Annotated in this window: 24 protein-coding genes and 1 other RNA gene; 13 read left to right on the top strand and 12 right to left on the bottom strand. The window is 38.6% G+C overall.

All coding sequences use genetic code 11. The features are described from left to right. Window positions 1-31 precede the first annotated feature (31 nt). The gene (locus MKZ18_RS09190) at window positions 32-940 is read left to right on the top strand and encodes a VanW family protein (protein ID WP_076513166.1); all 909 of its coding nucleotides are present in this window, start codon (window positions 32-34) and stop codon (window positions 938-940) included. A 188-nt stretch (window positions 941-1,128) separates the two neighbouring features. Here MKZ18_RS09190 and MKZ18_RS09185 read toward each other — a convergent pair whose 3' ends face one another. Together MKZ18_RS09185 and MKZ18_RS09180 are read right to left on the bottom strand one after the other, a co-directional pair. Continuing rightward, the gene (locus tag MKZ18_RS09185) at window positions 1,129-2,262 is read right to left on the bottom strand and encodes an NAD(P)/FAD-dependent oxidoreductase (RefSeq protein WP_025910509.1); all 1,134 of its coding nucleotides are present in this window, start codon (window positions 2,260-2,262) and stop codon (window positions 1,129-1,131) included. A gap of 60 nt (window positions 2,263-2,322) precedes the next feature. Next, window positions 2,323-2,607, bottom strand: coding sequence for a hypothetical protein (locus MKZ18_RS09180; RefSeq protein WP_139109149.1), 285 nt, complete (start codon window positions 2,605-2,607; stop codon window positions 2,323-2,325). A 215-nt stretch (window positions 2,608-2,822) separates the two neighbouring features. Here MKZ18_RS09180 and MKZ18_RS09175 point away from each other — a divergent pair, with 215 nt between their 5' ends. Beyond that, complete coding sequence (locus MKZ18_RS09175) at window positions 2,823-3,701, top strand: PhzF family phenazine biosynthesis protein (protein ID WP_163070635.1); 879 nt, start codon at window positions 2,823-2,825, stop codon at window positions 3,699-3,701. A 301-nt stretch (window positions 3,702-4,002) separates the two neighbouring features. Here the strand turns inward: MKZ18_RS09175 and MKZ18_RS09170 are convergent, their stop codons facing one another. Further along, complete coding sequence (locus MKZ18_RS09170; protein ID WP_224840177.1) at window positions 4,003-4,281, bottom strand: hypothetical protein; 279 nt, start codon at window positions 4,279-4,281, stop codon at window positions 4,003-4,005. A 110-nt stretch (window positions 4,282-4,391) separates the two neighbouring features. After that, window positions 4,392-5,444 (bottom strand): C45 family autoproteolytic acyltransferase/hydolase, encoded by a 1,053-nt coding sequence (locus MKZ18_RS09165; RefSeq protein ID WP_163070636.1) that lies wholly within the window; start codon window positions 5,442-5,444, stop codon window positions 4,392-4,394. A 147-nt stretch (window positions 5,445-5,591) separates the two neighbouring features. Here MKZ18_RS09165 and MKZ18_RS09160 point away from each other — a divergent pair, with 147 nt between their 5' ends. After that, window positions 5,592-7,448: a terpene cyclase/mutase family protein gene (locus MKZ18_RS09160; RefSeq protein WP_062686487.1), complete on the top strand. Its 1,857-nt coding sequence runs from the start codon at window positions 5,592-5,594 to the stop codon at window positions 7,446-7,448. 51 nt (window positions 7,449-7,499) lie between these two features. Here the strand turns inward: MKZ18_RS09160 and MKZ18_RS09155 are convergent, their stop codons facing one another. From MKZ18_RS09155 to MKZ18_RS09145, 3 genes are read right to left on the bottom strand one after another with little or no spacing between them, the layout of a single operon-like run. Then, window positions 7,500-8,285 (bottom strand): ABC transporter ATP-binding protein, encoded by a 786-nt coding sequence (locus MKZ18_RS09155; protein WP_163070652.1) that lies wholly within the window; start codon window positions 8,283-8,285, stop codon window positions 7,500-7,502. A gap of 1 nt (window position 8,286) precedes the next feature. Beyond that, complete coding sequence (locus tag MKZ18_RS09150; RefSeq protein WP_025910518.1) at window positions 8,287-8,811, bottom strand: GNAT family N-acetyltransferase; 525 nt, start codon at window positions 8,809-8,811, stop codon at window positions 8,287-8,289. Between the two features lie 20 nt (window positions 8,812-8,831). Then, on the bottom strand, window positions 8,832-9,662 hold the full coding sequence (locus tag MKZ18_RS09145) for an AraC family transcriptional regulator (RefSeq protein ID WP_225001625.1): 831 nt from the start codon (window positions 9,660-9,662) through the stop codon (window positions 8,832-8,834). A gap of 133 nt (window positions 9,663-9,795) precedes the next feature. On the opposite strand from MKZ18_RS09145, the gene MKZ18_RS09140 reads away from it, so the two are divergent. Continuing rightward, the gene (locus MKZ18_RS09140; RefSeq protein ID WP_340842560.1) at window positions 9,796-12,903 is read left to right on the top strand and encodes a glycoside hydrolase family 2 TIM barrel-domain containing protein; all 3,108 of its coding nucleotides are present in this window, start codon (window positions 9,796-9,798) and stop codon (window positions 12,901-12,903) included. A 346-nt stretch (window positions 12,904-13,249) separates the two neighbouring features. Then, window positions 13,250-13,633 carry an SET domain-containing protein gene (locus MKZ18_RS09135; protein ID WP_025910521.1) on the top strand — a complete coding sequence of 128 codons (384 nt, stop codon included), beginning with the start codon at window positions 13,250-13,252 and terminating at the stop codon, window positions 13,631-13,633. A 213-nt stretch (window positions 13,634-13,846) separates the two neighbouring features. On the opposite strand, the gene MKZ18_RS09130 is transcribed toward MKZ18_RS09135, so the two are convergent. The 3 genes from MKZ18_RS09130 to MKZ18_RS09120 form a co-directional block, all read right to left on the bottom strand. Further along, complete coding sequence (locus tag MKZ18_RS09130; protein WP_076513156.1) at window positions 13,847-15,763, bottom strand: vWA domain-containing protein; 1,917 nt, start codon at window positions 15,761-15,763, stop codon at window positions 13,847-13,849. 11 nt (window positions 15,764-15,774) lie between these two features. Then, window positions 15,775-16,662 (bottom strand): ATP-binding protein, encoded by an 888-nt coding sequence (locus MKZ18_RS09125; protein WP_025910524.1) that lies wholly within the window; start codon window positions 16,660-16,662, stop codon window positions 15,775-15,777. Window positions 16,663-16,758: 96 nt separating this feature from the next. Continuing rightward, on the bottom strand, window positions 16,759-16,989 hold the full coding sequence (locus tag MKZ18_RS09120) for a DUF2187 family protein (RefSeq protein WP_025910525.1): 231 nt from the start codon (window positions 16,987-16,989) through the stop codon (window positions 16,759-16,761). Window positions 16,990-17,416: 427 nt separating this feature from the next. On the opposite strand from MKZ18_RS09120, the gene MKZ18_RS09115 reads away from it, so the two are divergent. The 5 genes from MKZ18_RS09115 to MKZ18_RS09095 all read left to right on the top strand — a co-directional run bounded on the left by MKZ18_RS09115 (window position 17,417) and on the right by MKZ18_RS09095 (window position 20,590). Beyond that, the gene (locus tag MKZ18_RS09115; protein ID WP_061785801.1) at window positions 17,417-17,911 is read left to right on the top strand and encodes an RNA polymerase sigma factor; all 495 of its coding nucleotides are present in this window, start codon (window positions 17,417-17,419) and stop codon (window positions 17,909-17,911) included. After that, the gene (locus tag MKZ18_RS09110) at window positions 17,908-19,068 is read left to right on the top strand and encodes an anti-sigma factor (protein WP_025910529.1); all 1,161 of its coding nucleotides are present in this window, start codon (window positions 17,908-17,910) and stop codon (window positions 19,066-19,068) included. Before MKZ18_RS09115 ends, MKZ18_RS09110 begins: the two co-directional genes overlap by 4 nt. 147 nt (window positions 19,069-19,215) lie before the next feature. Continuing rightward, a complete protein-coding gene (locus tag MKZ18_RS09105) occupies window positions 19,216-19,620 on the top strand; it encodes a hypothetical protein (protein WP_239428717.1) in 405 nt (134 codons plus the stop codon). 240 nt (window positions 19,621-19,860) lie between these two features. Then, window positions 19,861-20,038, top strand: a non-coding RNA gene (gene ssrS, locus MKZ18_RS09100) — 6S RNA. A gap of 123 nt (window positions 20,039-20,161) precedes the next feature. After that, window positions 20,162-20,590, top strand: coding sequence for a pyridoxamine 5'-phosphate oxidase family protein (locus tag MKZ18_RS09095; RefSeq protein WP_061785803.1), 429 nt, complete (start codon window positions 20,162-20,164; stop codon window positions 20,588-20,590). 36 nt (window positions 20,591-20,626) lie between these two features. Here MKZ18_RS09095 and thiE read toward each other — a convergent pair whose 3' ends face one another. After that, entirely contained in the window at window positions 20,627-21,259 is a 633-nt protein-coding gene (thiE, locus tag MKZ18_RS09090) for a thiamine phosphate synthase (RefSeq protein WP_061785804.1), read from the bottom strand. A gap of 17 nt (window positions 21,260-21,276) precedes the next feature. Further along, on the bottom strand, window positions 21,277-22,089 hold the full coding sequence (thiM, locus tag MKZ18_RS09085) for a hydroxyethylthiazole kinase (protein WP_025910534.1): 813 nt from the start codon (window positions 22,087-22,089) through the stop codon (window positions 21,277-21,279). A 307-nt stretch (window positions 22,090-22,396) separates the two neighbouring features. Between thiM and MKZ18_RS09080 the strand changes: the two genes are divergently transcribed. The 3 genes from MKZ18_RS09080 (at window position 22,397) to MKZ18_RS09070 (ending at window position 25,061) form a co-directional block, all read left to right on the top strand. Next, complete coding sequence (locus tag MKZ18_RS09080) at window positions 22,397-22,891, top strand: hypothetical protein (RefSeq protein WP_061785805.1); 495 nt, start codon at window positions 22,397-22,399, stop codon at window positions 22,889-22,891. 166 nt (window positions 22,892-23,057) lie between these two features. Beyond that, complete coding sequence (locus tag MKZ18_RS09075; RefSeq protein WP_076513150.1) at window positions 23,058-24,437, top strand: MFS transporter; 1,380 nt, start codon at window positions 23,058-23,060, stop codon at window positions 24,435-24,437. 27 nt (window positions 24,438-24,464) lie between these two features. Beyond that, on the top strand, window positions 24,465-25,061 hold the full coding sequence (locus tag MKZ18_RS09070; RefSeq protein WP_025910538.1) for a DNA-3-methyladenine glycosylase: 597 nt from the start codon (window positions 24,465-24,467) through the stop codon (window positions 25,059-25,061). Window positions 25,062-25,171: the final 110 nt, after the last annotated feature.

Genomic DNA, 25,171 nt, shown 5'->3' with positions numbered 1-25,171 from the left:
TCCTTATACTAACATCGGGAGGGAAATGCGTATGAAACTAACTTGGATGTTAGGTCTTATGTTGGTTGCTCATCCAACTGCGGTATCAGACCATTTGTTATTAACCGATGACAATAAACCAATTACAACCATTAATCGTGCAGATATTCAAAGTGATATTCCAGGCGTTCCACTTATTGATGATGATAAATACGACATGCTATTGAAAAAAATTCAGCCTATTGTGTATAAACCACCTGTTAATGCAAAGCTTGATCGTGCGGGCAACATCATTTCTGAGCAGCCTGGCTCACAGCTTAACAGCGTATTATTTAAAGAAGAGTTTTACAGAACCTTTTATAATCATTCACAACCATCCATTAAGATTCCAAAGGTGGCTATTTATCCTAAAGTGGACAGCGAACTGTTAGCATCCGTACGGTCCAAGCAAATTAGTCATTATTATACTTATTTTAATACGCATAATAAAAACCGCTCACACAACATTTCTTTAGCTACAGAAGCCATTAATAATCAAGTTATTTTTCCTGGAGAAACGTTTTCGTTTAATCGTACTGTGGGGCAACGAACAAAAGAAAAAGGCTATCTTCCTGCTAAAATTATCGTGCGTGGTGAATTTTCAGAAGGAATTGGGGGTGGCATTTGTCAAGTTTCCTCAACCTTGTTTAACGCCGTTGATCGTGCGGGATTGGAAGTAACTCAGCGATTTTCACATAGCAAAACGGTTCACTATGTTCCACCGGGAAGAGATGCCACTGTAAGCTGGTACGGTCCTGACTTCAATTTTCGAAACAACTATGACCAACCGCTCCTTATTCGCGCTTATGCAAAGGGAAGTACAGTAAGCATTATGCTATTTTCAACAAATGATCTTCGCTACGAACCAAAAAGTGTACCAAGTATTCAAAAAGAAGATCTCGTCCCATCAGCAGTTGACTAAGTAAAAAGATGTGTTCTGCATGCTATATTGAACACATCTTTTTAGTAAAGAGAGAGCTGTACGCAAACAGCAATCCATTCTTCACCACTCCATTATCTTTTCTTATTTTTTTAGGATAAGAGATAAAAATGGAGAGTTTTTATCACTGTATTACGTCTAATCCGCTGATGTATCATCTTAATGATTATTTAGAACATATATTTATTGGCTTGAATTGCATCTTCTACAGAATAGTCTTCAAGAGGTAGCTCAATTTCTTGTCCGAGCGCAAGCTTAGCAAGCTGTGATCCTAAATAAGGTCCTACTGTTAAACCTGATGCTCCAAGTCCATTTGCTAAAAAGACGTTTGAATGTGACGGAACCGCCCCGATAATTGGTAAGAACCCTGGCGTAAACGGTCTGAATCCTACGCGAATTTCATCTATTGCTCCGTCGGCTAATCCAGGTGCTATCTCTAATGCTTTATTAAGCACTTCATAAACCCCACCAGCTGTTACCCGGTAATCAAAGCCCGTGTCGTTTTCATGTGTTGCCCCAATTACAATCTTACCTTGTTCAAAAGCGAGAATATATTGGTCATTGGGTGGCATCACAACAGGTAAAGAACCGGTGTCTTCTTCGTCAAGCTGCAAATGCATAATTTGGGCTTTTTGATACGTAACTTGTAAATCAATCCCAATCGGTTCAAATAGCTCTCTTGCCCAAGCTCCCGCCGTAACGATAACATAATCTGCTTCAATAGTAGCTGAACTTGTAAGAACTCCTCTTATTTTTTTACCTTTATATAGAAGTTTAGCTTCATCATGAATGAGTTTTGCTCCATGTTTTTTGGCCCCTGCAAGCAGAGCTTCACACAATGCTCTTCCATTAACGCGAGCAGCTCCGCTAATGTGAACAGATTGAAAGCCATTTTGTAAAAAGGGAAACTCCCGTTGAGTTTTATCTTCTAGCAAGCGACTGATATCACCAATTTCAGGCGCATCTTCACGTCGCTTGTAAGCCCGCTCTTGCATTTTATCAAGTTTATTTTCATCTGTATGAATACTGATCGCTCCAACCTTTTTATAGCCTGTATTTGTTTCTCCATCCGCTTCTAAGCTTGCAATTAAGTCTTGATAATATTTTGCACCGTACTTAGCTAAACGGTACCAAGCTTTATTACGACGCTGTGACAGCCATGGGCATACAATTCCTGCAGCTGCATCTGTTGCTTGTCCATCATGCTTTTTGTCTACAACCGTTACATCCGCTCCTGATTTGGCTAAATGATAAGCAGTTGATGCTCCTAATATTCCTGCTCCGATAACGATATATGTACTCATTTATTAACATTCCTTTATTCTCTATTAGTCATTAGTTGATGAAGATGGTGCTTCACCACTTTATTCTTTAATTCGTTTATCGATTGCTTCCTTTGTTTGCTTACGAACCTGATCTTTTCGCTCATACTCGTTTTGGTAATAATCTTTAACCGTTTGATAGCGCTCTTTAATGAGGTCACGATAAACTTCGGCTTCTTTTTTATTTTTAAACTTATTTTCTTGTTCTAAAAAGCGACCAGCCTTTTGCATCCTTAAATCTGTATATAATAACCTTGTTGATACACCATTGACCGCAAACAGGGCTTGACTAAAGATTTTATTGCTTGTAAACATGGCTTGCTGCAAATTTCCCGACTCCCACTGAGCCCATTCCCATGCTAAGCGCAGCTACTACGTTTTTCATGCTTTCGCGTCCCCCTTCATACTATATCATCCATATGGTAACATAAAACAGCTCTCCGAAATCCATTTTTTGTATAATGAAAATTCGAGCTACTGCTTTATCTACTGCCTTCGAAGTCAATTAAACTATGATATGCTAGAGAAAGGAAGGTGACTATATGAAACAAATTAAAGTTAATCAATACGATGCGTTTAGTAGAAAACCACATAAGGGAAACCCTGCAGGAGTTGTTTTTAAAGCTGACTCACTAACAGATCATGAGATGCAGCTCATTGCAACAAAAGCAAAATTTAGTGAAACAGCTTTTATTTTACCATCTTCATCCGCAGAATTACATATCCGCTACTTTACTCCTGGACAGGAAGTTGATTTATGTGGACATGCCACCATTGCGTCGCTTTATGCACTCTATACGAATAACATGCTCTCAAAAAAACTAACGATTGAAACCAAAGCTGGCATTTTACCAATTAAAATAGAAGATAACGACCAGGTACTCATTACAATGAATCAAGCAAAGCCTAGCTTTCACCCTTTTAATGGCTCAAAAGATGAATTAGCAAGTGCTCTTGGAATTACAGTACATGACTTTTCTTCAGATTTACCCATTGTTTACGGAAGCACGGGAAGTTGGACTTTAATTGTGCCATTAAAATCGCTGACTGCTTGTCAAAAAATACAGCCTTTATCGGAAAGATTCCCGCAACTACTAACAGATTTTCCGAGAGCTTCTATTCATCCTTTTTGCTTTGAAACCGTTCATAAAGATGCACATATGCACGGGCGCCACTTCTCTTCTCCTTATTCAGGGATAGTAGAAGACCCGGTAACAGGAACTGCTTCAGGCGTGATGGGCGCTTACTACGCAACCTATGTTCACGACTCAGCCTTCAGCAGCATGAATCTACTTGTTGAACAAGGGTTGGAAATAGAGAAGGATGGATTGGTGTATGTTAAAGTGGAAAACTCTCGTGATTTGTGCATTTCAATTGCTGGTGAAGCTGTCTATGCAGAAACAAAAACTATTTTAATTTAATAAAACAATAAAAAGAGTTTGGGACATAACAAAATGAGTGCTTCTAAAAGACGAACACTAGCTGAGCTGTTCCCATCTCTTTGGTTTGTCTCAACACGTTCGTTCCATTGCGCTGCGGGATCTCAGTTTTCCCTCTCTTTCCCGCAGGAGTCGAGTGTCCTACGCTCCATTCCACCCTGTTTCCAACATTGTTTTCACAATCAGCAAAAAACCTGAACGATTAAAAGTTATGAACTCTCAATCGTTCAGGTATAGTAGAGGCTGAACTACTTATGTCTCAGTCTCTTTCCTATGTAAAAACTTATGAGAAAACAGCTTGAACGCTCATCACCGTTACAGTTAACACAAGCACTAAATTTCCAAGAATTAACCAGGGCTTCACGCTCCCACGCTTTCCTTTAATCGCTGTAATAAGTCCAGCTACTGGGAGTAACGCCATTAGGATGACCCAAATTTTTCGAATAATTCCTGATTCTAAATAAAATCCTACTTGCACCATTGTAAATAAAACAATTGTCAGTACAAACAGTAGGCCCGGAATAAATAAGTGTACGCCTCTTGGCCTTGATGAATAGTACAAAACATCACTTTCTTTCTATATATAATTTTAGCTAACAACAACGTTATCATTTACCAAAGTTTTTGACAACTTGTCAGACAAAGTTGTTAACAAAATTTAATAAAAAATCATTAGTGCTTGGTTTCTTCAAATGGAAATTCCTCTGTTGTATGAATAATCCCTTTCAAATATGATTTATCCAAAGGTTTACCTTCTATCCATTCTTTAAATGAAAAGGTGAAAGGCTCAGCTGACCGACCAATTCCAACTGCTACTTGCAGCGTATGAGGTTCATATGCAACCGTATGCAACGTTCCAGCTGAATTTTTATAGTCTTCTTTAAAGACTCCGTAGGCTGGATCATTAAAAACTTGATACGAATCTCGTATGGATAGCGCTTGGTCAATCTGGTTCCGAATATTCTCTAAACGCTCTGTTGATTCAACGAGGTAATGACGATTCTCTTCGACTAATTCATGAAAATGATTTGTACAAGCCATCGTAGCTCCTCTCAATACGCGCACTCCTCTACCTGATGCCTCCACAACAGCTGCATTCCCACTTCGATCATAAAGTGAATAGTTAAATGCATGCCTGTGGGGTGCTCTCTCTAAAACAGCTATCGCTTCTTCCGTTGTTTCGCATGATTCCAAAATAAAACGAGCTAACGTGCAGCAAATGAAGCCACCTGTCTGCCTGCGACGATTGACAAAATGGTAGCCGACTACAAGGCCTTTTTCGTTCATACCATCCATACGACCAATCATTCTAGTTCCAAATCCTACGCTAGCAAAGCCTTGGTCGGGTTGAAAGAGTAAAAACCTTCCTTCATATGTTTTAGGGTGATAGTCATAGTTACGCACATACACTCCGTTTTGCATAAGAGCAGAACACCCTGTTTTATCCCAGTTTTGTTGATAGCCACTGTATTCATGAACAATATCTTCAAGCGACCATTCTAGCCCTTCACTCAATCCTTCTAACTCACTCCACAAGCCTGGTGCAAACAAATCATAATACGTTTTAGCCTGACGTTGATTAGCCTCATAGCTTCGAATCGATCGCTTTCTTCTTTTCAAATGATTCTCTTCAAGCTTTGTGCCCTTATGCAGTAACCCTTGTAGCATACCAAGGTTATAATAAGATCCTCTTCCCTGGATAATCTCTACCTTTATTTCTTTCATTCCTTTTCACCTCATTTAATCTACTATTATTTTGCAGGAAATGAACATTGCTTTGCAACTTTCAACCCTCATACAAGACGTCCAAATGGAATAAGGTTAAATAGTGAGGGTTTGGAATTAGTAAATATTAATTTGAGGTGATGACTCATGCTACAAGAAAAAACAGCAAAAGAAATCCATTATTATATACAAAAAATTCAAGGCAGACAGTCAGCTGATGGTTCATTTCAGTATTGCTTTGAAGGTGGCGTTATGACTGATTCTTTCCTAATCATGCTATTGCGAAGCATCGAACACCCAAACCAGAAGCTTGTTGAAAAGCTTACAAAACGAATTGTTTCAAAACAAAACAAAGATGGCGTTTGGACTTTACACGATGATGAAAAGCCAAACCCCTCTGCGACTCTTCAAGCCTACGCAGCCCTTTTATATTCTGGCTTCTATACGCGCGAAGATCGCGTTCTTCGAAAAGCAGAAGCTTACCTCATTGAAACCAATGCGCTATCAAAGGCTCATTTTATGACAAAATGGATGCTCGCAGCAAACGGATTGTACGACTGGCCTTCGTTATTTTATTTACCGCTTTCGTTTCTAGTCGTTCCGCCTAACGCTCCACTTAGCTTTTATAATTTAAGCGCTTATGCACGCATTCATTTTATTCCAATGATGATCGTTGCCAATAAAAAATTTTCAGTGACATCTAAGCATACCCCTTCTCTCAGCCATTTACTCACAAGGTCAGAGGAACTGGATATGCAACGAAATGTTCGAGCATCACCATTTCTTAAGCAAGTGAAACATTTGACATCCCTTCCATCTTATATTCATCGACTTGGGTATCAAGCTGCTGAGCGCTACATGCTCGATCGATTAGAAGATGATGGGACGCTATACAGTTACGCTAGTGCTACATTTTTTATGATTTACGCTCTTTTAGCGCTTGGATATAAGCGTAATTCTCCAATTGTTCAACGGGCCGTTGAGGGAATTTGCGGATTAGCTAGTGAATGCTCCACTTATACACATATTGAAAATTCTACGTCAACCGTATGGGATACAGCTCTTTTAACTTATGCACTTCAAGAAGCTGGCCTATCTTGGAAAGACCCCATGATAAGAAAAGCGACTTCCTATTTACAGCAAAAACAACATTCTCGCTTTGGAGATTGGCGTGTTCACAACCCAGGTATTCAACCAGGTGGATGGGGATTTTCACATAACAACACCATCAACCCTGATTTAGATGATACTTCAGCTGCAATTCGTGCACTAACAAGTCGAGCCTCAGACGATCCTTCCTATTTCCATTCGTGGCAAAAAGGAATCAACTGGCTGTTATCGATGCAAAATCGAGACGGTGGGTTCGCTGCCTTTGAAAAAAACACTGATAGCACATTGTTTACGTATCTCCCCCTTGAAAATGCGGAAGATGCGGCTACAGATCCCGCAACTGCGGATTTAACGGGCCGAGTACTAGAATGCCTTGGGTCATTTGGAGGCATGAACAAAAATCACCCAAAAATTCAAGCAGCCGTTGATTGGTTATTTGACAATCAAGAAGAGAATGGCAGCTGGTATGGTCGATGGGGAGTTTGCTATATATACGGTACATGGGCAGCCGTTACGGGCCTTTTAGCAGTAGGTGTTTCAAAACACGATAAGCAGATTGTAAAAGCAATTAACTGGCTTAAGAGCATCCAGCGTTCAGATGGCGGCTGGGGAGAATCATGCTCTAGTGCGAAATACAAGCGCTATATACCATTATCGTTTAGTACACCTTCTCAAACCGCTTGGGCTATAGATGCACTACTAAGCGTCTGTCCAAAAACAAACCAAGAAATAATAGATGGTGTTTCCTTTTTACTTAATCGCTCAGAACAAACTATACAGCAACGGAACTATCCGACCGGTATAGGACTTCCCGGGCAATTTTATATTAACTATCACAGCTATAATGACCTTTTTCCATTATTAGCTCTTTCTCATTATCAAGCAAAGGCTTAAAAAAACTTCTCCAACTAATGGAGAAGTTTTTCATTTGAAAATTCCATATTTTCAATAGGTAACTTTTTCTTTTAGCGATAGCCATGTACGGTCTTTTATTTTTTGAACTAATACTTCCTGTTCAAAGAACGCAGAAAGCCGACCCTCCGTTAACAAATCAGCTGTTTTGCCAGCCGAAAACACTCGTCCTTCTTTCATTAGCATAGTATGGGTAAAGCAGGATAAGATTTCCTCTACATGATGCGTCACATAAATAAGAGTTGGACCATCTGGTTCTATCGCAATCTGCTGGATTAACAATAGTAATTGCTCTTTAGCTAAAAGGTCTAAACCTGTACACGGCTCATCTAGAATAAGAAGCTTTGGAGACGCCATCAATGCGCGTGCAATTAACACTCGTTGACGCTCACCTTGAGATAAGGTGCGATATAGTTGATTTGCAAAGTGCTGGCACTTAAGCTGCTTGAGCAGTTGGTTTGCACGTTTTATCTCTTCTTGAGTTACGCTTTCATACAATCCAATTGAAGCAAACTTACCGCTTAAAACAATCGTGATTGCCGTTTCATCCTCAGGAAATCGCTGTTGTAACGACGAACTGACCCAGCCAATTTCTTTGCGCATTTCTGGCAAATTAGTTGCACCAAACGTATGATTTAAAATCGTTGCTTCTCCTTTAGTTGGCCATATGTATCCATTTATAACGTTTAAGAGCGTTGTTTTGCCACAGCCATTTAAGCCTAGTAAACACCAATGCTCGTTTTGATTGATTTCCCACGATATATCGTTTAGCAGCAATTTGTTTTCGCGTATAAGTGAAATATTTGTTAATTCTACAATATTAGTCAACTGACACCCCTCCAGCTTGAATTGAATAAACATCAATAGGTTTATCCCACTTTATAATCTGCTTTTCTTTTTTCATTCCTATTTTTACCACTACTTTTCGCGATGCGTGATGCTCTGGATCAATTAAAGCTGTAATCCTCGTTAACCCAAGGTTTTGAAACCCGTGGTTAATACAACTTTGAGCCGCTTCGGTTGCATAGCCTTTCCCCCAAAAATCTTGAAGAAATAAATACCCTAACTCTACTTCTATGGTGCCATCAACCTTTTGCAACAACAAGCCACACTGCCCGATAATTTGTTTTCCCCCTTTTTTTTCTACGGTCCACAAACTAAAGCCGTAGGACATATCGTGATTTTGGACAGATTGAATCCACAGCTTGGTTTCATCCATGCTTTTTGTATGAAGATAGAATTTCATCGCTTTTGGATCATTAAATATTTGAAACAGCGCTTGATCATCAGACGCTTTCATCTTTCTTAAAATTAACCGCTCTGTTTCTATTATAGCAAGATTCATCGCTCGACTCCTTTTTAAGTTTATGATGATAAATACAGTTTACGAAATGCCTTAGGGGTTAATTTTTCATATTTCTTAAACTGCTTAATAAAATAGCTGACATTTTCATATCCAACAAATGCTGCAACTTCTGAGACAGACATTTGGCTATGTTTAATTAAGAGCTCCTTCGCTTTTTGAATGCGCACTCGCGTAACGTATTCGATTGGTCTTAAACCAAAAGCTTGCTGAAATAAAAGGCACGTATACTGAGGCGTTACGTTTAAAGAGTGAGCAATAGCATCTAGGGTTACAACACTAGCATACGAACCTTCAATATAATCAATGGCAGGCTGAAGCTGCGCGTGGTGCTCATGTCTCGTTTTTCTTTCAGACAGCAAGCAGTCATTTTGTAAATGAAGTAAAAAGCTATAAATTAACTCAGAAGCCTTTAAGCTACTTGATGATCCTTTGCTTTCGAACGCTGTAATCATATCATTTAGCTTTTGCAAAAGCGTTTCAGCATACGTTACCTTAACCTTTGTTGAGTTTAGCAAGCCAAATGTTCGAAGAGTTTCATTGATTTGTGCTCCATTAAACGAAACCCAACATACTTCCCACTGTTCACTTAAAGGATAATATTCATGCGGAACATGAGGAGTTAGAAAAAAACCTTCATTCTGTTCAATTGTATACGCTTCGTTATTCACACAAAGCTTCCCCTTCCCACTCATACACTGAATCCACTGAAAGTCTGGAAACTCGTGTTCACGTGCGATATGAACTTGATGTTTCCAGTACCCTACGCTTGAGATATAAAAGGGTAGGCTAATATCTAACTCTGTTAGTGTTGGAAAAATTGCTTTATCCATTTAACTTCCTCTCCTGCTCATCATTCTTCATATGAATTTTGTTATATTTTTTTAAAATTGTCTGATTGATTCGCTTTTTAGTAAGCGTTATCATATTCATATACCATTATAAATGAATAAGGGATGGATGAACATGTTAAAAACAATTAAAAAATTCAGCTATACTCCACCAGCAAACGGGTTTCCTGAATGGAATAACAATCCTGAAATTTTCCAATTAAATCGCTTACCAGCTCATGCAAATACGACAATTTATCAAACGCCAGAACAAGCCTTACACTCTAATACCTCATCTTCTTACTATCAGTCTTTGAATGGAGATTGGAAATTTCAGTGGGTACCGCGCCCTGATGAACGCATTATGGATTTCTATCGCAAAGATTTTGATCATAGCGCGTGGGAATCCATTTCGGTCCCTTCCCACTGGCAGCTTCAAGGAGACGATTACCCACAATATACAAACGTGACGTATCCTTGGATACATCATGATGATATTAAAGCACCTTTTGCACCAACTAACTATAATCCTGTAGGACAATACACGCGCACTTTTACAGTAGATAAAAGTTGGAACAATCAGCCTATCTATCTTAGTTTTCAAGGAGTAGAATCCGCTTTTTATGTATGGGTAAACGGTGAACTAGTCGGATACAGTGAAGATAGCTTTACGCCTGCTGAGTTTGATTTAACTCCTTATATTCAAGAAAGTGAAAATAAACTAGCTGTAGAGGTATATCGTTGGAGCGATGCTAGTTGGCTTGAAGATCAAGATTTTTGGCGAATGAGCGGAATTTTTAGAGACGTTTATCTATACTCTACTCCTCCAGTTCATATTTTTGACTTTACCGTCCGCGCACAGCTAGACGACAAATATGTGAACGGAAAGCTAACGATTTCTGCTGATATTACGAATTATATCGAACAAATTGCTGAACACGTAACGCTTGAAGCCATGCTTTATGATGCTGAGCTTAAAGAAGTGCTGAATCAGCCGTTGCAAACATCTCTTTCAATACATGAACAAGAGACTGCTTTGCTTGAAGCAGGCATTGCCTCACCAAACAAATGGAGTGCAGAAAGCCCTTATCTCTATACGCTTGTGCTAACCTTGAAAGGTGGAGACGGAAACGTAATTGAAGCACAAAGCTGCAAGGTTGGATTTCGTACATTTGAATTAAAAGATGGATTAATGAAGATTAACGGCGAAACAATTGTTTTCAGAGGCGTAAACCGCCATGAGTTTTCTGCGACGAAAGGTAGAGCCGGCATTACAAAAGAAGATATGCTCCATGATATTTTATTAATGAAGCAGTTTAATATTAACGCAGTGCGCACCTCTCACTACCCTAATGCTTCAGGCTGGTACGAACTTTGCGATGAGTATGGCCTTTATGTAATTGACGAGACAAATCTGGAGACTCACGGGACATGGAGCTACCTGCAAGAAGGGGAACAAGATGCAATCCCGGGAAGTAAGCCTGAATGGAAAGAAAATGTTTTAGATCGCTGTCGCTCTATGTACGAACGTGACAAAAACCACTCTTCTATTGTCATTTGGTCACTTGGAAACGAATCGTTTGGTGGGGAAAATTTCAAGCATATGTATGATTTCTTCAAGCAAAAAGATGATACGCGCCTCGTACATTATGAAGGAATATTCCATCACCGAGATTACGATGCATCTGATATCGAAAGCACGATGTACATTAAGCCGGCCGACATTGAAAAATATGCGCTGATGAACCCTAAAAAGCCTTATCTTCTCTGTGAATATAGCCATGCAATGGGGAATTCGTGCGGTAACTTAGCCGATTATTGGAATATTATTAATCAATACCCTATCTTACAAGGCGGCTTCATTTGGGATTGGCGAGACCAAGCTCTTGAAACAACAACAAAAGAAGGAATTACTTATTTAGCATACGGTGGTGACTTTGGAGAAAGTCCACATGATGGCAATTTTAGCGGTAACGGACTTTTATTTGCTAATGGTGACGTGACGCCAAAGCTGTATGAAGTTAAAAAATGCTATGAAGCTGTATCATGGAAGGCTACTGATCTTAGACAAAAAACCTTTACTGTCCAAAATGATTACTTGTTTACAAATTTAAAAGATTATGAGTTTACGCTTACAGTGACAAAAAATGGTGAAGACATTTATAACTATTCGTTTATAGTAGATGTAAAACCTCAAACAACAAAAGAGATTCAATTACCGTTGGATGATTATAAAAAATCCCAAAACGATGATGAATTTATTGCTACTCTATCAATGAAATTAAAAAGCCAGACCAAGTGGGCTGACAAAGGTCATGAAGTAGCATTTGAACAGTTTATTCTACCGGCACAAGTTGCTTCACAACCTGCAGCTGAGACAAAAGCGCCACGTGCTATAAAAGATACATGCCAAGAAATTACGATTAAAGCTGACTCTGCTACCCTTACATTTAACAAAGAATCTGGGTTGTTAACTTCTTATTTATGTAAAGATACCGAATTATTGCTAGATGGATTGCAGCCAAACTTTTGGAGAGCAGTAACGGATAACGATCTGGGTAACAAACTTCAAGAGCGCTGCCAAGTTTGGAGAGAAGCAAGCCTTAACAGAGAGTTGGAATCGTTCAGTGTACAAGAACAGCAAAACCATATAGCTATTACCACACGCTTTTGCTTTCATGCGCTTGAAAATACAACCTGTGAAATTGTGTATAAAGTAGATAACAGCGGACAGGTTGCCATTCGTCAAACTCTCGTTCCGAGCAAGACGCTGCCTGAAATTCCTGAATTCGGCTTACGCTTTACTATGCCAAAAGAATTTAACCAGCTCTCTTGGTACGGAAGAGGACCTCATGAAAATCATTGGGATCGCAACACAGGAGCAAAGGTTGGTTATTATACAAGTGATGTAAAGTCACAGGTAACACCTTATTTACGTCCACAGGAATGCGGGAATAAAACGGACGTTCGTTCAGCACGCGTTCTCAATGAAAACAGCGTTGGTTTCTCAATTAAGGGTACACCAACCATTGAATTAAGTGCATTACCGCACACTCCGTTTGAACTTGAAAGCTATGATCATCATTACAAGCTGCCTGTTAGTGATAAAACGTCCATTCGCATTAACTATAAGCAAATGGGTGTAGGCGGTGACGATAGCTGGGGAGCAAAAACGCATCCACAGTATACGCTATACGCTAACCGTTCATATGTGCATGAATTTATGCTGAAACCAATGGTTTAATTACCTAAAAGGTCTGGGCCATACGTATGTTAGCTAACGAGATATCCAAACTGTTGAAAGTTAAACACTTTTGATCGTTTGGATGTCTTTTATTAGTTCCAAAAACAAGTTAAAAACTATTGGAATGAAGCACTAGCAGAAAGCCTGAGACCTCGCAACGCAAGCGAGAAGGCTCAGGTTCCTCCCTGCGGAAAGCGAGTATCTGCAGCGCAATGGAACAAACCATACTTAACTCCTGCTTCTATTCATGACAACTTATTTTTAAAATATGGTTGATTTCTACTTGATTACCTGGCAAGCTTAAGGAGGAACTAAAATTTAGAAGAAAGAATAAATAGGTGAACACATGATCGAAATTAAGGCCTCAACATTAAGTGATGGTGAATTTAATCGCGGGGTATTTGCAACGCAAGATATTAAAAAAGGTGATTTAATCCACGAAGCACCTGTTATTGCTTACCCTAACGAAGAACATGAACATATTGAAAAAACGCTTTTAGCAGATTATTCATTTGAATATGGCATTAATCATTCTGCTATTTTATTAGGCTATGGGATGCTGTTTAATCACTCTTATACCCCTAATGCTACTTATGAAATTAACTTTGATAAACACGTATTCGAGTTTTATGCCTATACAGACATTAAAGCTGGGGATGAAGTGTTAATTAACTATAACGGAGACGTTGACGACCAAGAACTGCTTTGGTTTGATAAGGAAGAAGAATAAAAGAACAGCCTGAGCTTTTTCTCAGGCTGTTTTCTTATTCCGTAATGGTAATCTGATCTTGGTCCTTACTTTCTACTCCTTCACTAAAAGTTAACCTTGTTTTAAACCTATACGATCGTTTATCGTTAGAAGGTAAAAGCTACTCCCCTCTAGGAGAACATTTTTCATTTATAAGCTTATATTAGTGGATAATCTGCATTTCTGTCAATATCCTTAAATACTTTTATGAAGTAATTTTTTCAGAAGCGGAAATAAAACATCTGGCAACTCTTTAATATCTGGTACTAGGATGCTATATTTCCCATACATATTTTGAATTGTTTTTCGCTGTCCCTCATCAATTTCACCGTTTGATAAAAAGACATTAATTACTTCCATTCCATGCTTTCTTGCTTCAAGCACTGCTTCATGCGTATCAACGATACCGTTTTGTTCATATCCCATCGCTGCAGGCTCTCCATCTGAAAATACGAGTAAAAATTTTTGTCTTTCCGTTCGCTTTAGCAAGCGTCTTGTCATGTGACGAATAGCAAATCCGTCGCGATTATCTTCCTCTGGCTCTAACTGCATAATTTCAGGACCGCTTTTTGGTTTAAGAGAAGATTGAAAGTCCATCACTGTTTTTAAATAGTTAGGCTGGCTTGTTTCAGTTGCATCGTTTGTATCTTCCCAAAACCCAACGATTTGATGTGGAACCCTCACTGATTTTAGCGCTTCGTGGAATAAGATAATTCCTAGCTTCGTTTCATCCATTTTGTCATACATTGATGCTGAGCAATCAACGAGTAGAGAGAAAACCGCGTCAATCTGCGGAGATTCTTGGTCTTTTTTATAAAACAAGCGAGGATTATCATCTGTCCATAGCTTTAATAACCTTTTATTTAAACGACCAAACTGAAGTTCACTTCTCGGTAACGTTTTTTTATGCTCTAACGTCTTCTCAATCATTTGCTTTAGCTTCTTTTGAAAAGATGAAATAAGCTGTTTATTTTCACCATACAAAGCAACTTCTTCGTCTGTGGGAATGGTTGGATCCACGAACACTGGAAACGCGTACTTATTATCTTTTCCATATTCATAGTCAGCTGCTCCGTCTTTTTCTGGATGCGTTTGATCCATTGCTTCCATCTGTGAGTAATCGTTTCGTGACGTTTTTTGTGAAGCACCTTGAACAATACCGAGCGCTTGATCACCATCGTCTCCTTCACGTACACCATCGCCTAGCATATCCGTTTTAGAGCCTTGATCCATATCAAATTGCAAAAAGCTTTGCGTTGCTTTACTTGTTTCACGGTGCCACATTTCCATTTTCTCTTCATGAATATCTTCATCGCCGTCTTGTTCATGCTCTAAAATATCATCATTTGCAAGTTTGGATTCACGTTTTAAATCGTCAAAAGTTAAGCCTGTCTCTAACTCTTCATAATCCAGCTCTGCCAAAAAGAAATACGTATTAAGCATGTCTTTGTCTAAAATATCATCAAACAAATCAACAAGCTCTAAGCAAATACGCGCAATATCTTTAGTAGTTTTCGCTTCATACACCTTCACTAGCTGGCTTCGAATAAATGGCATTGCCATATCAACCTCATTTGTAATGAACGGAATTTCTTCAAACGGGTTTTCCGCCGTTAATAAGAGATAGATGCCATTAAAGAGTGCATCGGTATGAACGCTTTTTATTAAATTTGCATTGAGCTGGGTAGCAAAATACTTACGGTATACGTTTCTGCGTGTGGCGAAAGCTTTCTTCGTACCAGGTCTTTCTTTCGTACATACATCTTCTAAACGTAAGTCTTCAAAAAGCATAAAGAGCTGTTTTGCAAGACTTGAGACAGATGAACGCTTCACTTTTTTCAAATACGCATTTACCTCTTGGAAATCACAGTGATAATAGCTTCCAATCGCTCTTAAAAACACGTCGCTTTTAAGGCCATACACTTTATCACTATCGGGTCGATTATCCCAGAAGTGACTTAGATAAATAATTTTCTGTAGCGGATCATAGTAAGAGGACACCCGATACTCAACTTCAATATCATCGTTTTTTGTAAGCGTTTTTGTTAAATCGGCAAGCTCCATATATAAAAATGAATCAACGTTTTTATCGTTAAATTTAATAAATCTCATAGCGCCACCCCTTATTCAAATAACGTTTCTGCAATATTTTGAATGGCTGCCTTTTCCCTTTCATCTTCTAACTTTTCAATAATCCCTCTTTTAATAGCACGCAGTGGAGGCATATATAACGCTAAATCGCATGTATCTAATAACGCGCGAATCGATGCTGCTTCTTCTGAAATATGACCGTTGCTAACCTGCGTGATTAAATCTCCTGAAAGCTGTACAAACTGGTTAATTAACTTTTCATCTTGAAGCTGTGATTGTGTTTTTAATACTTGTCGCAAGCTTTCTCCTTGAATATATGGTACATCGATAACAACAAATCGATTTTTTAATGCTTCGTTTAACGGAACCGTCCCAACATAGCCTTCATTAATTGCCGCGATTACACCAAAGGTTTCTTTTCCTTTTACGACTTCACCTGTAAATGGATTTGTAATCATTTTACGGTAGTCAAGAACACCATTTAAAATTGGTAGTGTTTCAGGCTTTGCCATATTAATTTCGTCTATATAAAGAAGCTGACCTTTCTTCATTGCGTTGATAACTGGTCCAGAAACAAACTCAATACCTTGCTTTCCATTTTTCTCAGCGATTGTTTTAAAACCTAATAACGCTTCAGCATCTAAATCAACTGAGCAGTTAACGCTGTGCATCGGTTGTGAAAACAAATAAGATAATGTTTCTGCAAGCTTTGTTTTACCAGAGCCTGTCGGACCTTTTAAAAGTACGTTTTTTCCAAGTGCTAAAGCAATAAGAGCATCTTCTAAGATGTCAGCTTCTTCTGCAGTATAGCCCCCTTTCCCAATTAAAAATTCATCTTCTGCTGTTAGCTTTTGTTTTCTTTCTTGAATACGAGTAAGTACCTCGCTTGGTAGTGCTAAATCTGTTAATTCAATTGCCATAATTCATATCCTTTCTCTCGGTTTGCTGTCTTCATTCTACAAGATTTTATTTGGGTTCTCAAAGGTTTTATGTCACGAAAAAAAGTAGGTGGATACCTACTTTTTCACAATTTTATAGTTTTTGTGATTAACGACTGTTTTCATTGATTCGCCTGTTTCAGCGTCTTTTCCAAAATCGACGATGACCGAGTTATCACGAACCACCATGACGATACCTTTGTATCCTTTAAAATCACCTTTTTTTGGCTGAATTGTGTCACCGACTTTTGCTGCTTTTACCTTCGGTGCTTGCTCTTCTGTTCCTTGTGTATTTTCTACATCCATGATGATCCCACCTTTGTATTTTATTAACTATATACACCTTTTATCTACAAAGCTTGATTTTCACCACTCGTTTGAGCTATCTTGTGACTTTTCCCGAAACTACTTTATTTCAAACGTTTAAATAAAATTTTATGAGAGAAGTTTCAACGAGCGTCATTTTTAAAAATGCTATGTACGCCATCAATATGACAATGTATACCTTCTGAGTCTTATCATACCATTTTCTTGCCATTCCGAACACCAATTAAACCTTAGTTTTTTTAAAAAATGACATTTTTCATGGAATTTTGTCGAATTTCATCGCATTTTCTCTTCCATATGGTATGCTAACATTTATGTTTTATGCGCTTAGAAAACAGTTATATTTTCCTACATTATAATTAGAAACTTTTGACGAACATTTCCGTTAGTTAAAGGAAAGGGGGAGAAAATGGCACCTAAGCATCATTTCGAAGAAATTTATGAACAGCATATGCACGATCTTTTCCGCTATCTTCTCTCTCTTACGCGGCGGAAAGAAGCTGCAGAAGACCTTATGCAAGAAACGTTTTATCGCGTACTGCTACATTTAGAAACATATAGCGGTGAAGAAGTAAAGCCTTGGCTGTTCAAAATTGCCTATCACGCATTTATTGATTGGTATCGAAAAGAAAAAAAGCGACCAACTGTCGAACTAGAGGAATGGCATTTTTCACCACAACCAAGTGCTGAAGAGAAGGTGTTTGTGCAAGATGAAATTAACACGTGGCTTTCAGAAGTATCCTCTCTTCCAGAGCCAAAAAGAAATATTGTACTACTTCGTGATTATCACGGTTTTACATATGAAGAAATTGCTGGGATGACTGGCTTTACTCTAGCAAAAGTGAAAATGGCTCTTTATAGAGGACGTCAGCAATTAAAGAAGAGAAAGGAAGAGAACGTATGAGCTGTCAAAATATGCAGCACCAATGGACAAAATACAAAGACGGAACTTTGACAGATGCAGAAGTAGAAGAGCTCGAACGCCACACTGAAGAGTGTGATGAATGTATGAATTATCTTCAAAACCTGCTTGATGAAGAAGAAATACAGCCAGTCACTGCTTCCTCTACGTTTGACCAGGAAAAAGCAAAGCGCTCAATGATAAGGGCGAAATGGAGACAACGCTTTACTAATGTATTGACTGTGCTAAGCGCTTTTATCTTACTTTGGTTAGGAGGCAGCTTTTTATCGGCTATTTACTATTCTTTCACTCCTAAAGGTGAATATTTACGAACTGTGGATAAAGCGGCGATTGAATCTGCTTTACCAAACATATATGTACAAAATTCAAGAACCGAAACGAAGCCTTTCTTCCGCTTACAAAATGAGTACACGCTGTATAAAGAGATTGGACAAGCGCAAAAAAGTGTCGGACAATATACGTTTCACCACCTGTTTGAACGGGTCACAAACGTCGACAAAAACTTTTTAAACGACCATTATAATATGAAGTTATCATTTGCTTATCCAGAGCGAGTAAAAAAAGAAAAAGACGCTTCTTTCTATCAAAAATGGTCGAATGAAACATGGGGAGCACTTGATCAACTCCCTGAAGGCACAGTTAGTGAAATTGCGCTTTCTTTTGATCAAGCCTATACTATGGAAGAAATTGAAGAGAAACTTAGCTCTACACTTTCAAGCGACATTTCACCCGTCTGGTATGCTTTAGACACTGGGTATGAAGCAAAAGGAAGTGATACAAGCAATCCGCTTGTAGATTTAACCTCATCTTTTGGGTTCCCATCAATGCTAGAGCTACCGTTTTATGAAGAAAAAGAAACCTTTACGGATGAAGAGCGCGTGGTGCAGCTACTGAAGCTGCTTGCTGATAACGAACGGACGGTTCAACAAATTAGATGGATGAACCCAGATGAACTTCAGTTAACTAACCGATACAAATTTGTAAAAAAGAACGGTGTTAAAATATACGGCATTGTCTTAACAGGACCAACAAAAGAACTGCTAAAACTAAAGAACGAACCGTCGATTACCTATTCTTCTTTAGGAGAAGTAGAGTTATGGAATTGGTTTACTCGTCCCACTCAAGGTACCTTGCATTAAAGCATGAGAACATTACGTTTTCATGCTTTTCTTTTTACATGCTATGATAAAACGAAAAGGAGTGAGGATTTTGAAGTATCTATCCATGTGGACTTTCCTTATTATTTATGCATGGCTATTAGCAGCAAAGGAAAAAACGACCTCGTCATGATGAAGTTGATCTCTGGGCAATTCGCAACAGTGGAGCCACTCGTCGTTATGATTTTTTCTTGTTTAGGACTATTCCCTCTTTTATTTGCATCACTAATTATGCCAAACGACTCATTTAAACTTCCAGGCTGGCCTTTTTCACTGCTCTCTTTTGGATTAGGAGCCTTCGCGCTTTTACCTTACTTTGTACTAAAGGGCGAGAAATCAACTAAGAGTCGCGGATTTAACCTTCTAAACAAATGGTTAACCTCACCCACTTTCTTACTGTCTTTGTTGACAATCACTCTCATTCTTTATTTGTATGGTTTTGCAGCAGGCTCATTTTCAGGTTATATAGAAGCTTTCAAGCATTCTGAATTAGTTAGCGTTATGACCGTTGATTTTTTGTCCTTACTTGGTTAACCTATATTCTTTTTAGGAGTCATCGCTACTGATTCATATGTGTTCTACCTATCTTAGGGCCCCTCGTTTTACTTTTAACTATAAATCAAAAAACAACACATCTTTAAATACATTTTTTAGCATTAAATAATTATGTTGCATTTCCACAAATATTGCTTTATAATCATCTCTTGTACACATGATTGCGATTGTGTAAAATTCCTAACACACACCATGTATACCTTTTTAAAAGGTATACCTACATACCTGCGCTGTGCGTATACTCATGTTGTCTTAAACCTTTGAGTGTTAAAAGGGAGTTCAAAATTCAGTTGCGGATAGCATGCCCTTCTTGGGACGCTAAAACCGACTGTGCGAACACCCACCTAGTTGATCTGGGTATTTAAGACACTTCGAGTTACGGCAGTGCGGGCTTTTTATTGTATTTAAGTTTACATAATTATATTATTGTCTATTTAAAAGTAAATAGATACACGATGTTTAGTTTTTTCCAACGGTGGTATATCTTAAGTAAGACGATAAACTTAAGGAGCTGATTCAAATGAATAAGCAAGAAATGATGGACAAGTTATCGAACTTACTAGATGAAAACCGAGTGGGTACATTAGCGACCGTTGTGAATCAAAAACCTAATTCTCGCTACATGACGTTTTTTAAAAAAGATGGTGACATTACCTTGTACACGCCAACAAGCATAGCTACGCATAAAGCTGATGAAATTGATGAAAACGGCAACGTGCATATTTTGCTTGGCTATAGCGGCGAAGGATACGGAGATAATTATGTAGAGGTGTCTGGAATTGCTAAAATTAATGATAATCAAGAGTTAAAGAACCGCTTTTGGAATGATCATATGTCACAGTGGTTTAATGGACCTGATGACGTTAACTACGTTTTACTTGAAATTACGCCTACTCATATCAAGTTGATGAATGAAGGGAAAGATACACCAACTTCTATAAGCTTATAGTGAAATGAAAAAATGCCTCCCGCAGGAGGCATTTTTTCATTTCACTGCTTGAAGCAACTGTTCTGCTGCTTGCTTAGGTGACCTTGCTAAGCTAATCGCTGTAATAATAGATATACCGTCAGCACCACCTTGAATGACTTTCTCAGCATTTTCGGCTGTGATGCCTCCAATCCCTACAATTGGGAAATCAATCTTCTGTTGACGAGCTTGCTGAATTAAATTTGTGCCTTGAACAGCTTTTGTATCTGTTTTTGTAGTGGTTGGAAATACAGGCCCCATTCCCACATAATCCGCTTTATCTTTAATTGCTTGCTGTAGTTCTTCAATCGAATGAACCGACACACCGATTAGTTGATGAGGAGCCTTTTCTTTCACAATATACGCTTTCTCGTCTTCTTGACCAATATGAATACCATCAGCACCTAATTTGATTGCCAAGTCAACATCATCATTTACAATAAAAGGTACCTCATGCTGTTTACAAATTTGTTGAAGATCATAAGCAAGCTGATACTTCTCTTTTCCTTGCAGAGCTCCCTCTCCTTTTTCACGAAACTGGAACATCGTAATTCCACCCGCAATCGCTTCTTTTAATACGACTCGCGGATCTCCCTTACAATTATTGCTTCCCATAATAAAATAAACTTTTAGATACTCTTTAATATTCATCTTCTGTTAGCTCCCTTCTACTGCTGTTCAACTCTTGCTCCGCTTTTCACTTGTTCTGGATGAATATGGTGTAAAGCATCCAAAAAAGCGGTTTGAAAACTTCCTGGCCCTTCACCTGCTGCTTTATCAGCTGCCAGTTCAGCTGCGACTTCATATGCGCATAACGCCTCAAGAACTGCTTCAACAATTCTTTTCTTTTCAACTGCAACAAAGGCACCAATAACGGATGTTAATAAACAACCGGTCCCTGTTACATTGGCAAGCATTGAATGCCCGTTTGTGATAATATAAGCTGAATCTCCATCACTAACAACATCTTGTACACCCGTTACAACAACTACTGTTTTCAGCTGCTTTGCAGCCATTTTAGCTAACGTAACGACATCCCCTTCTTCAGGTGCTGCATCTACACCTTTTATCGCCCAGTTTTCTCCTACAACATTGGCAATTTCAGCAGCATTTCCTCGAATAACTGCTATGTTTACTTTATTTAATAACTCTCTTGCTGTAGCTGTACGAAATGGTGTTGCACCTGCTCCGACTGGATCAAATATAACCGGAACGCCTGCCTCATTCGCTGCTTTTCCTGCAATTATCATCGCTTCAACTTCAGTACTTGTTAACGTTCCCATATTAAGCACGAGTGCTCCAGCGATTTTAGCCATATCCGCAACTTCTTCTTTTGCATAAGCCATTACGGGCGATGCGCCTAAAGCCAATAAACCGTTCGCTGTAAAATTTGTTACAACAACGTTCGTCATATTATGTACTAGTGGCTTTTCTTGTCTTACTTGAGATAATAAATGACCTATTTCCTTTTGGGCCGTCATTTTTCCATCCTCCTACCTTTCGATATAAAAAAGCACCCTGCATGAACGCAAGGTGCTTTTACAATCTACTCACATTCCCTACGCTGGCATTATCCAACAGGTTCAAATGGTCTATGATGGTTTCCTAATCATACTCTCAGCCTGCATCCGCAAGCTCCCCATTCTATTAAACTATAGTAAAAGTCTACTATATAAGTACGCTTCATGGCAATATTGAGGCTATCTTGATTTTGTTTTTTCACTTTCAGATTCCCGAGACTGTGTCAAGCAGTTCGTTCATAAACTGAACAATGGAGGTGAGAGTTAAATGAAGAAAAAACTTTTGCTGCTATTTGTTCCACTGCTGTTGCTTTTATCCGCCTGCCTCAACGACCCCGTTCAAGACGATTTATTAAACTATTCAAATACTGAAATCCCCAAGGTCAGTGAACTAGAAATACAGGCGGTTGAAGCATATGACAGCGTATCCGGAGCTAACTACACAGATGATTTTACGATGTATGATACGCTTGTGGATGAAGTCATTCCACAATATCGTGAATTTATTGAAGAACTTGAAAAAATCGAAGTAGAAACAGATGAGCTACGGGCGCTCCATGAAGATTATATTAAAGCTGCCAATACTCAGTATAACGCTTTTGCAAAAATTGTTAGCGCTCTTGAAAAACAGGACCCTGAATTAATTGTCGAAGCTAATGTGATGTTAGATGAAGCGAGAAAAGGAATGCGTAAATATGCAAGTGATATTAAAAAACTTGCCAAAGAGCATAAGGTTACGTTTGAGAAGGGTGAAGAGCTATAAAAGTGAAATTAAAATCAGGTGCACGCACCTGATTTTATTTCGCAACCCGAAAAAGATTGACAAACGTATCATAAAATTCTATATTTATATACCTGTAGACAGGTTTGAGAATTAATGATATACCATTCAATCTTGATTAAATATGCTATTTTGTAAGGAGATAAAGATGACTACCACTACTATTACTACAAATGAAGAACATTCAATCTTAGAGCCAAAACCATTTAAAGAATCTGTCGTCATTCCTTTTTGGAGCTTGACAATCATGCTTGTAGTAATGAACACTACAATGTTTAACGTTGCTCTTCCTAAAGTATCCACAGAATTTGCTTTAACATCTTCAACCTCTGCTTGGATTATTACTGGCTATTCTGTTGTTTTTGCAATTGCAACAATTACATATAGTCGACTATCCGACTTCATTCCGATTAGACAGCTGCTAACGACTGGCTTAACGCTGCTAGGGATTGCTTCAATTATTGGCTTTGTGTCGAACAACTTTACAATGCTGTTATTTGCCCGCGTTCTTCAAGCTGCAGGAGCAGCAGCAGTACCTGGACTAGCAATGATTTTAATCACGCGCTATATCCCGAAATCCAGACGTGGTAAATCAATGTCTATGATTTCTTCTGCTGCGTCACTTGGATTTGGTCTTGGTCCTGTTATTGGAGGAGCAGTAACGCAGTATATGGGTTGGAACTTTCTATTCATCGTAACAGGGTTAGTTTTAATTTTCATCCCATTATTTCATAAGGTTTTACCTGCTGAAGATAAAAAGAAAGTTTATTTTGACATTCTAGGTGGTATCCTAACAGCAGCGGGTGTGACCGGCTTTTTACTATTTCTAACTTCCTATTCTTTATTATTACTAGCGGTCGGTATTGTAGCCATTATTTTATTAAGCATTCGTATCCGCAAGCATAACCATCCATTTATTGAGCCCAAGCTTTTTCAAAGTAAAGGCTATTTACTATTAAATGGTATCGGTTTTGCAGCATACATGACTCACTTTGCCACTCTTTTTATTATGCCGTTATTATTGGTACAAGTTTTCCAAAAAAGCTCTGCTGAAATTGGATTACTCATTTTCCCAGGTGCAATTCTATCAGCCATTGCTTCTCGTTTTATTGGTAAAATTATTGATCAGTTCGGAAACAAAGTATTAATTCGATTTGGCCACTTATTTTTAGCTATTGCAGCTTTACTTTTTACCTTTTTCAGCACTGTATCACCTACAGCCATTTTATTTATGTATATGTTTATGAGCATTGGTTTCACATCCCTTACGTCTAGCGTAGCAAACGAAATCTCACGCATGCTACCTTCAGATAGTGTTGGCACAGGAATGGGCTTTTCACAACTTTCTCAGTTCGTTGGTGGAGCTACCGGCGTAGCTTTAACAGGAGTAGCAATCGTTTGGCAAAAAAGCTTACCAATCGAATCAATGTTTCAAAATTTATTTATTGGCATGACCGTATTAATTGTCGTATCATTTATGTTATTTTTAGGATATAAACGCTTTGAAGCAGAAACGTCTGAAGACTAACTTAACATACAAAGGAAGGGATTATCCGTGAACGGTACATTATCACTCCAGCCTCTCGAAGCTTCGTTTTATAATCAACCAACGTTATCTTTAGCACAATCCCTTCTCGGTTGCCTGCTTATTCACGAAACAAGCGAAGGTACTACTTCTGGGTTTATCGTTGAAACAGAAGCCTATATGGGACCTGAAGATCGTGCTGCACATAGTTTTAATAACCGACGAACAAAACGAACCGAAGTGATGTTTGGCGCTCCTGGCAATGTGTATACCTATGTAATGCACACCCACTGCCTTGTTAATATTGTCAGCGGCCCAGTTAATAAGCCAGAAGCCGTGTTAATTCGAGCAATCGAACCTTTTAGTGGAATTGATCTTATTCAAAAGCGTCGAAAACAAGCTCTGCCTAAAAATTGGACAAACGGACCAGGTAAGTTAACAAAAGCACTTGCGATTACAATGAAGGCTTATGGACATGACATTACTAATTCTCCTCTGTATATCTCAAAAGGATTTACGCCTACAGCTATTTCATCAGGGCCAAGGATTGGCATCGATAACTCTGGTGAAGCAAAGGATTATCCTTGGCGATTTTGGATTACGAATCATCCATATGTATCAAAATAAAGAGTTTGGGACATAACAAAATGATTGCTTCTAAATGACGAACACTAGCTGTTCCCATCTCTTTAGTTTGTCTCAACACGTTCGTTCCATTGCGCTACGGCCACTCGCTT

The organism is Priestia sp. FSL W8-0001 (assembly GCF_038050335.1).
GTDB lineage: Bacteria > Bacillota > Bacilli > Bacillales > Bacillaceae_H > Priestia > Priestia flexa.
This window is presented reverse-complemented; position numbering and strand designations above follow the sequence as displayed.

Excerpts from the sequence above, each read along its gene's own strand:
- MKZ18_RS09190 (WP_076513166.1), top strand. The coding sequence starts at position 32 with ATGAAACTAACTTGGATGTTAGGTCTTATGTTGGTTGCTCATCCAACT.
- MKZ18_RS09185 (WP_025910509.1), bottom strand. The coding sequence starts at position 2,262 with ATGAGTACATATATCGTTATCGGAGCAGGAATATTAGGAGCATCAACT.
- MKZ18_RS09175 (WP_163070635.1), top strand. The coding sequence starts at position 2,823 with ATGAAACAAATTAAAGTTAATCAATACGATGCGTTTAGTAGAAAACCA.
- MKZ18_RS09165 (WP_163070636.1), bottom strand. The coding sequence starts at position 5,444 with ATGAAAGAAATAAAGGTAGAGATTATCCAGGGAAGAGGATCTTATTAT.
- MKZ18_RS09160 (WP_062686487.1), top strand. The coding sequence starts at position 5,592 with ATGCTACAAGAAAAAACAGCAAAAGAAATCCATTATTATATACAAAAA.
- MKZ18_RS09150 (WP_025910518.1), bottom strand. The coding sequence starts at position 8,811 with ATGAATCTTGCTATAATAGAAACAGAGCGGTTAATTTTAAGAAAGATG.
- MKZ18_RS09145 (WP_225001625.1), bottom strand. The coding sequence starts at position 9,662 with ATGGATAAAGCAATTTTTCCAACACTAACAGAGTTAGATATTAGCCTA.
- MKZ18_RS09140 (WP_340842560.1), top strand. The coding sequence starts at position 9,796 with ATGTTAAAAACAATTAAAAAATTCAGCTATACTCCACCAGCAAACGGG.
- MKZ18_RS09135 (WP_025910521.1), top strand. The coding sequence starts at position 13,250 with ATGATCGAAATTAAGGCCTCAACATTAAGTGATGGTGAATTTAATCGC.
- MKZ18_RS09130 (WP_076513156.1), bottom strand. The coding sequence starts at position 15,763 with ATGAGATTTATTAAATTTAACGATAAAAACGTTGATTCATTTTTATAT.
- MKZ18_RS09125 (WP_025910524.1), bottom strand. The coding sequence starts at position 16,662 with ATGGCAATTGAATTAACAGATTTAGCACTACCAAGCGAGGTACTTACT.
- MKZ18_RS09115 (WP_061785801.1), top strand. The coding sequence starts at position 17,417 with ATGGCACCTAAGCATCATTTCGAAGAAATTTATGAACAGCATATGCAC.
- MKZ18_RS09110 (WP_025910529.1), top strand. The coding sequence starts at position 17,908 with ATGAGCTGTCAAAATATGCAGCACCAATGGACAAAATACAAAGACGGA.
- MKZ18_RS09105 (WP_239428717.1), top strand. The coding sequence starts at position 19,216 with ATGATGAAGTTGATCTCTGGGCAATTCGCAACAGTGGAGCCACTCGTC.
- MKZ18_RS09095 (WP_061785803.1), top strand. The coding sequence starts at position 20,162 with ATGAATAAGCAAGAAATGATGGACAAGTTATCGAACTTACTAGATGAA.
- thiE (WP_061785804.1), bottom strand. The coding sequence starts at position 21,259 with ATGAATATTAAAGAGTATCTAAAAGTTTATTTTATTATGGGAAGCAAT.
- thiM (WP_025910534.1), bottom strand. The coding sequence starts at position 22,089 with ATGACGGCCCAAAAGGAAATAGGTCATTTATTATCTCAAGTAAGACAA.
- MKZ18_RS09080 (WP_061785805.1), top strand. The coding sequence starts at position 22,397 with ATGAAGAAAAAACTTTTGCTGCTATTTGTTCCACTGCTGTTGCTTTTA.
- MKZ18_RS09075 (WP_076513150.1), top strand. The coding sequence starts at position 23,058 with ATGACTACCACTACTATTACTACAAATGAAGAACATTCAATCTTAGAG.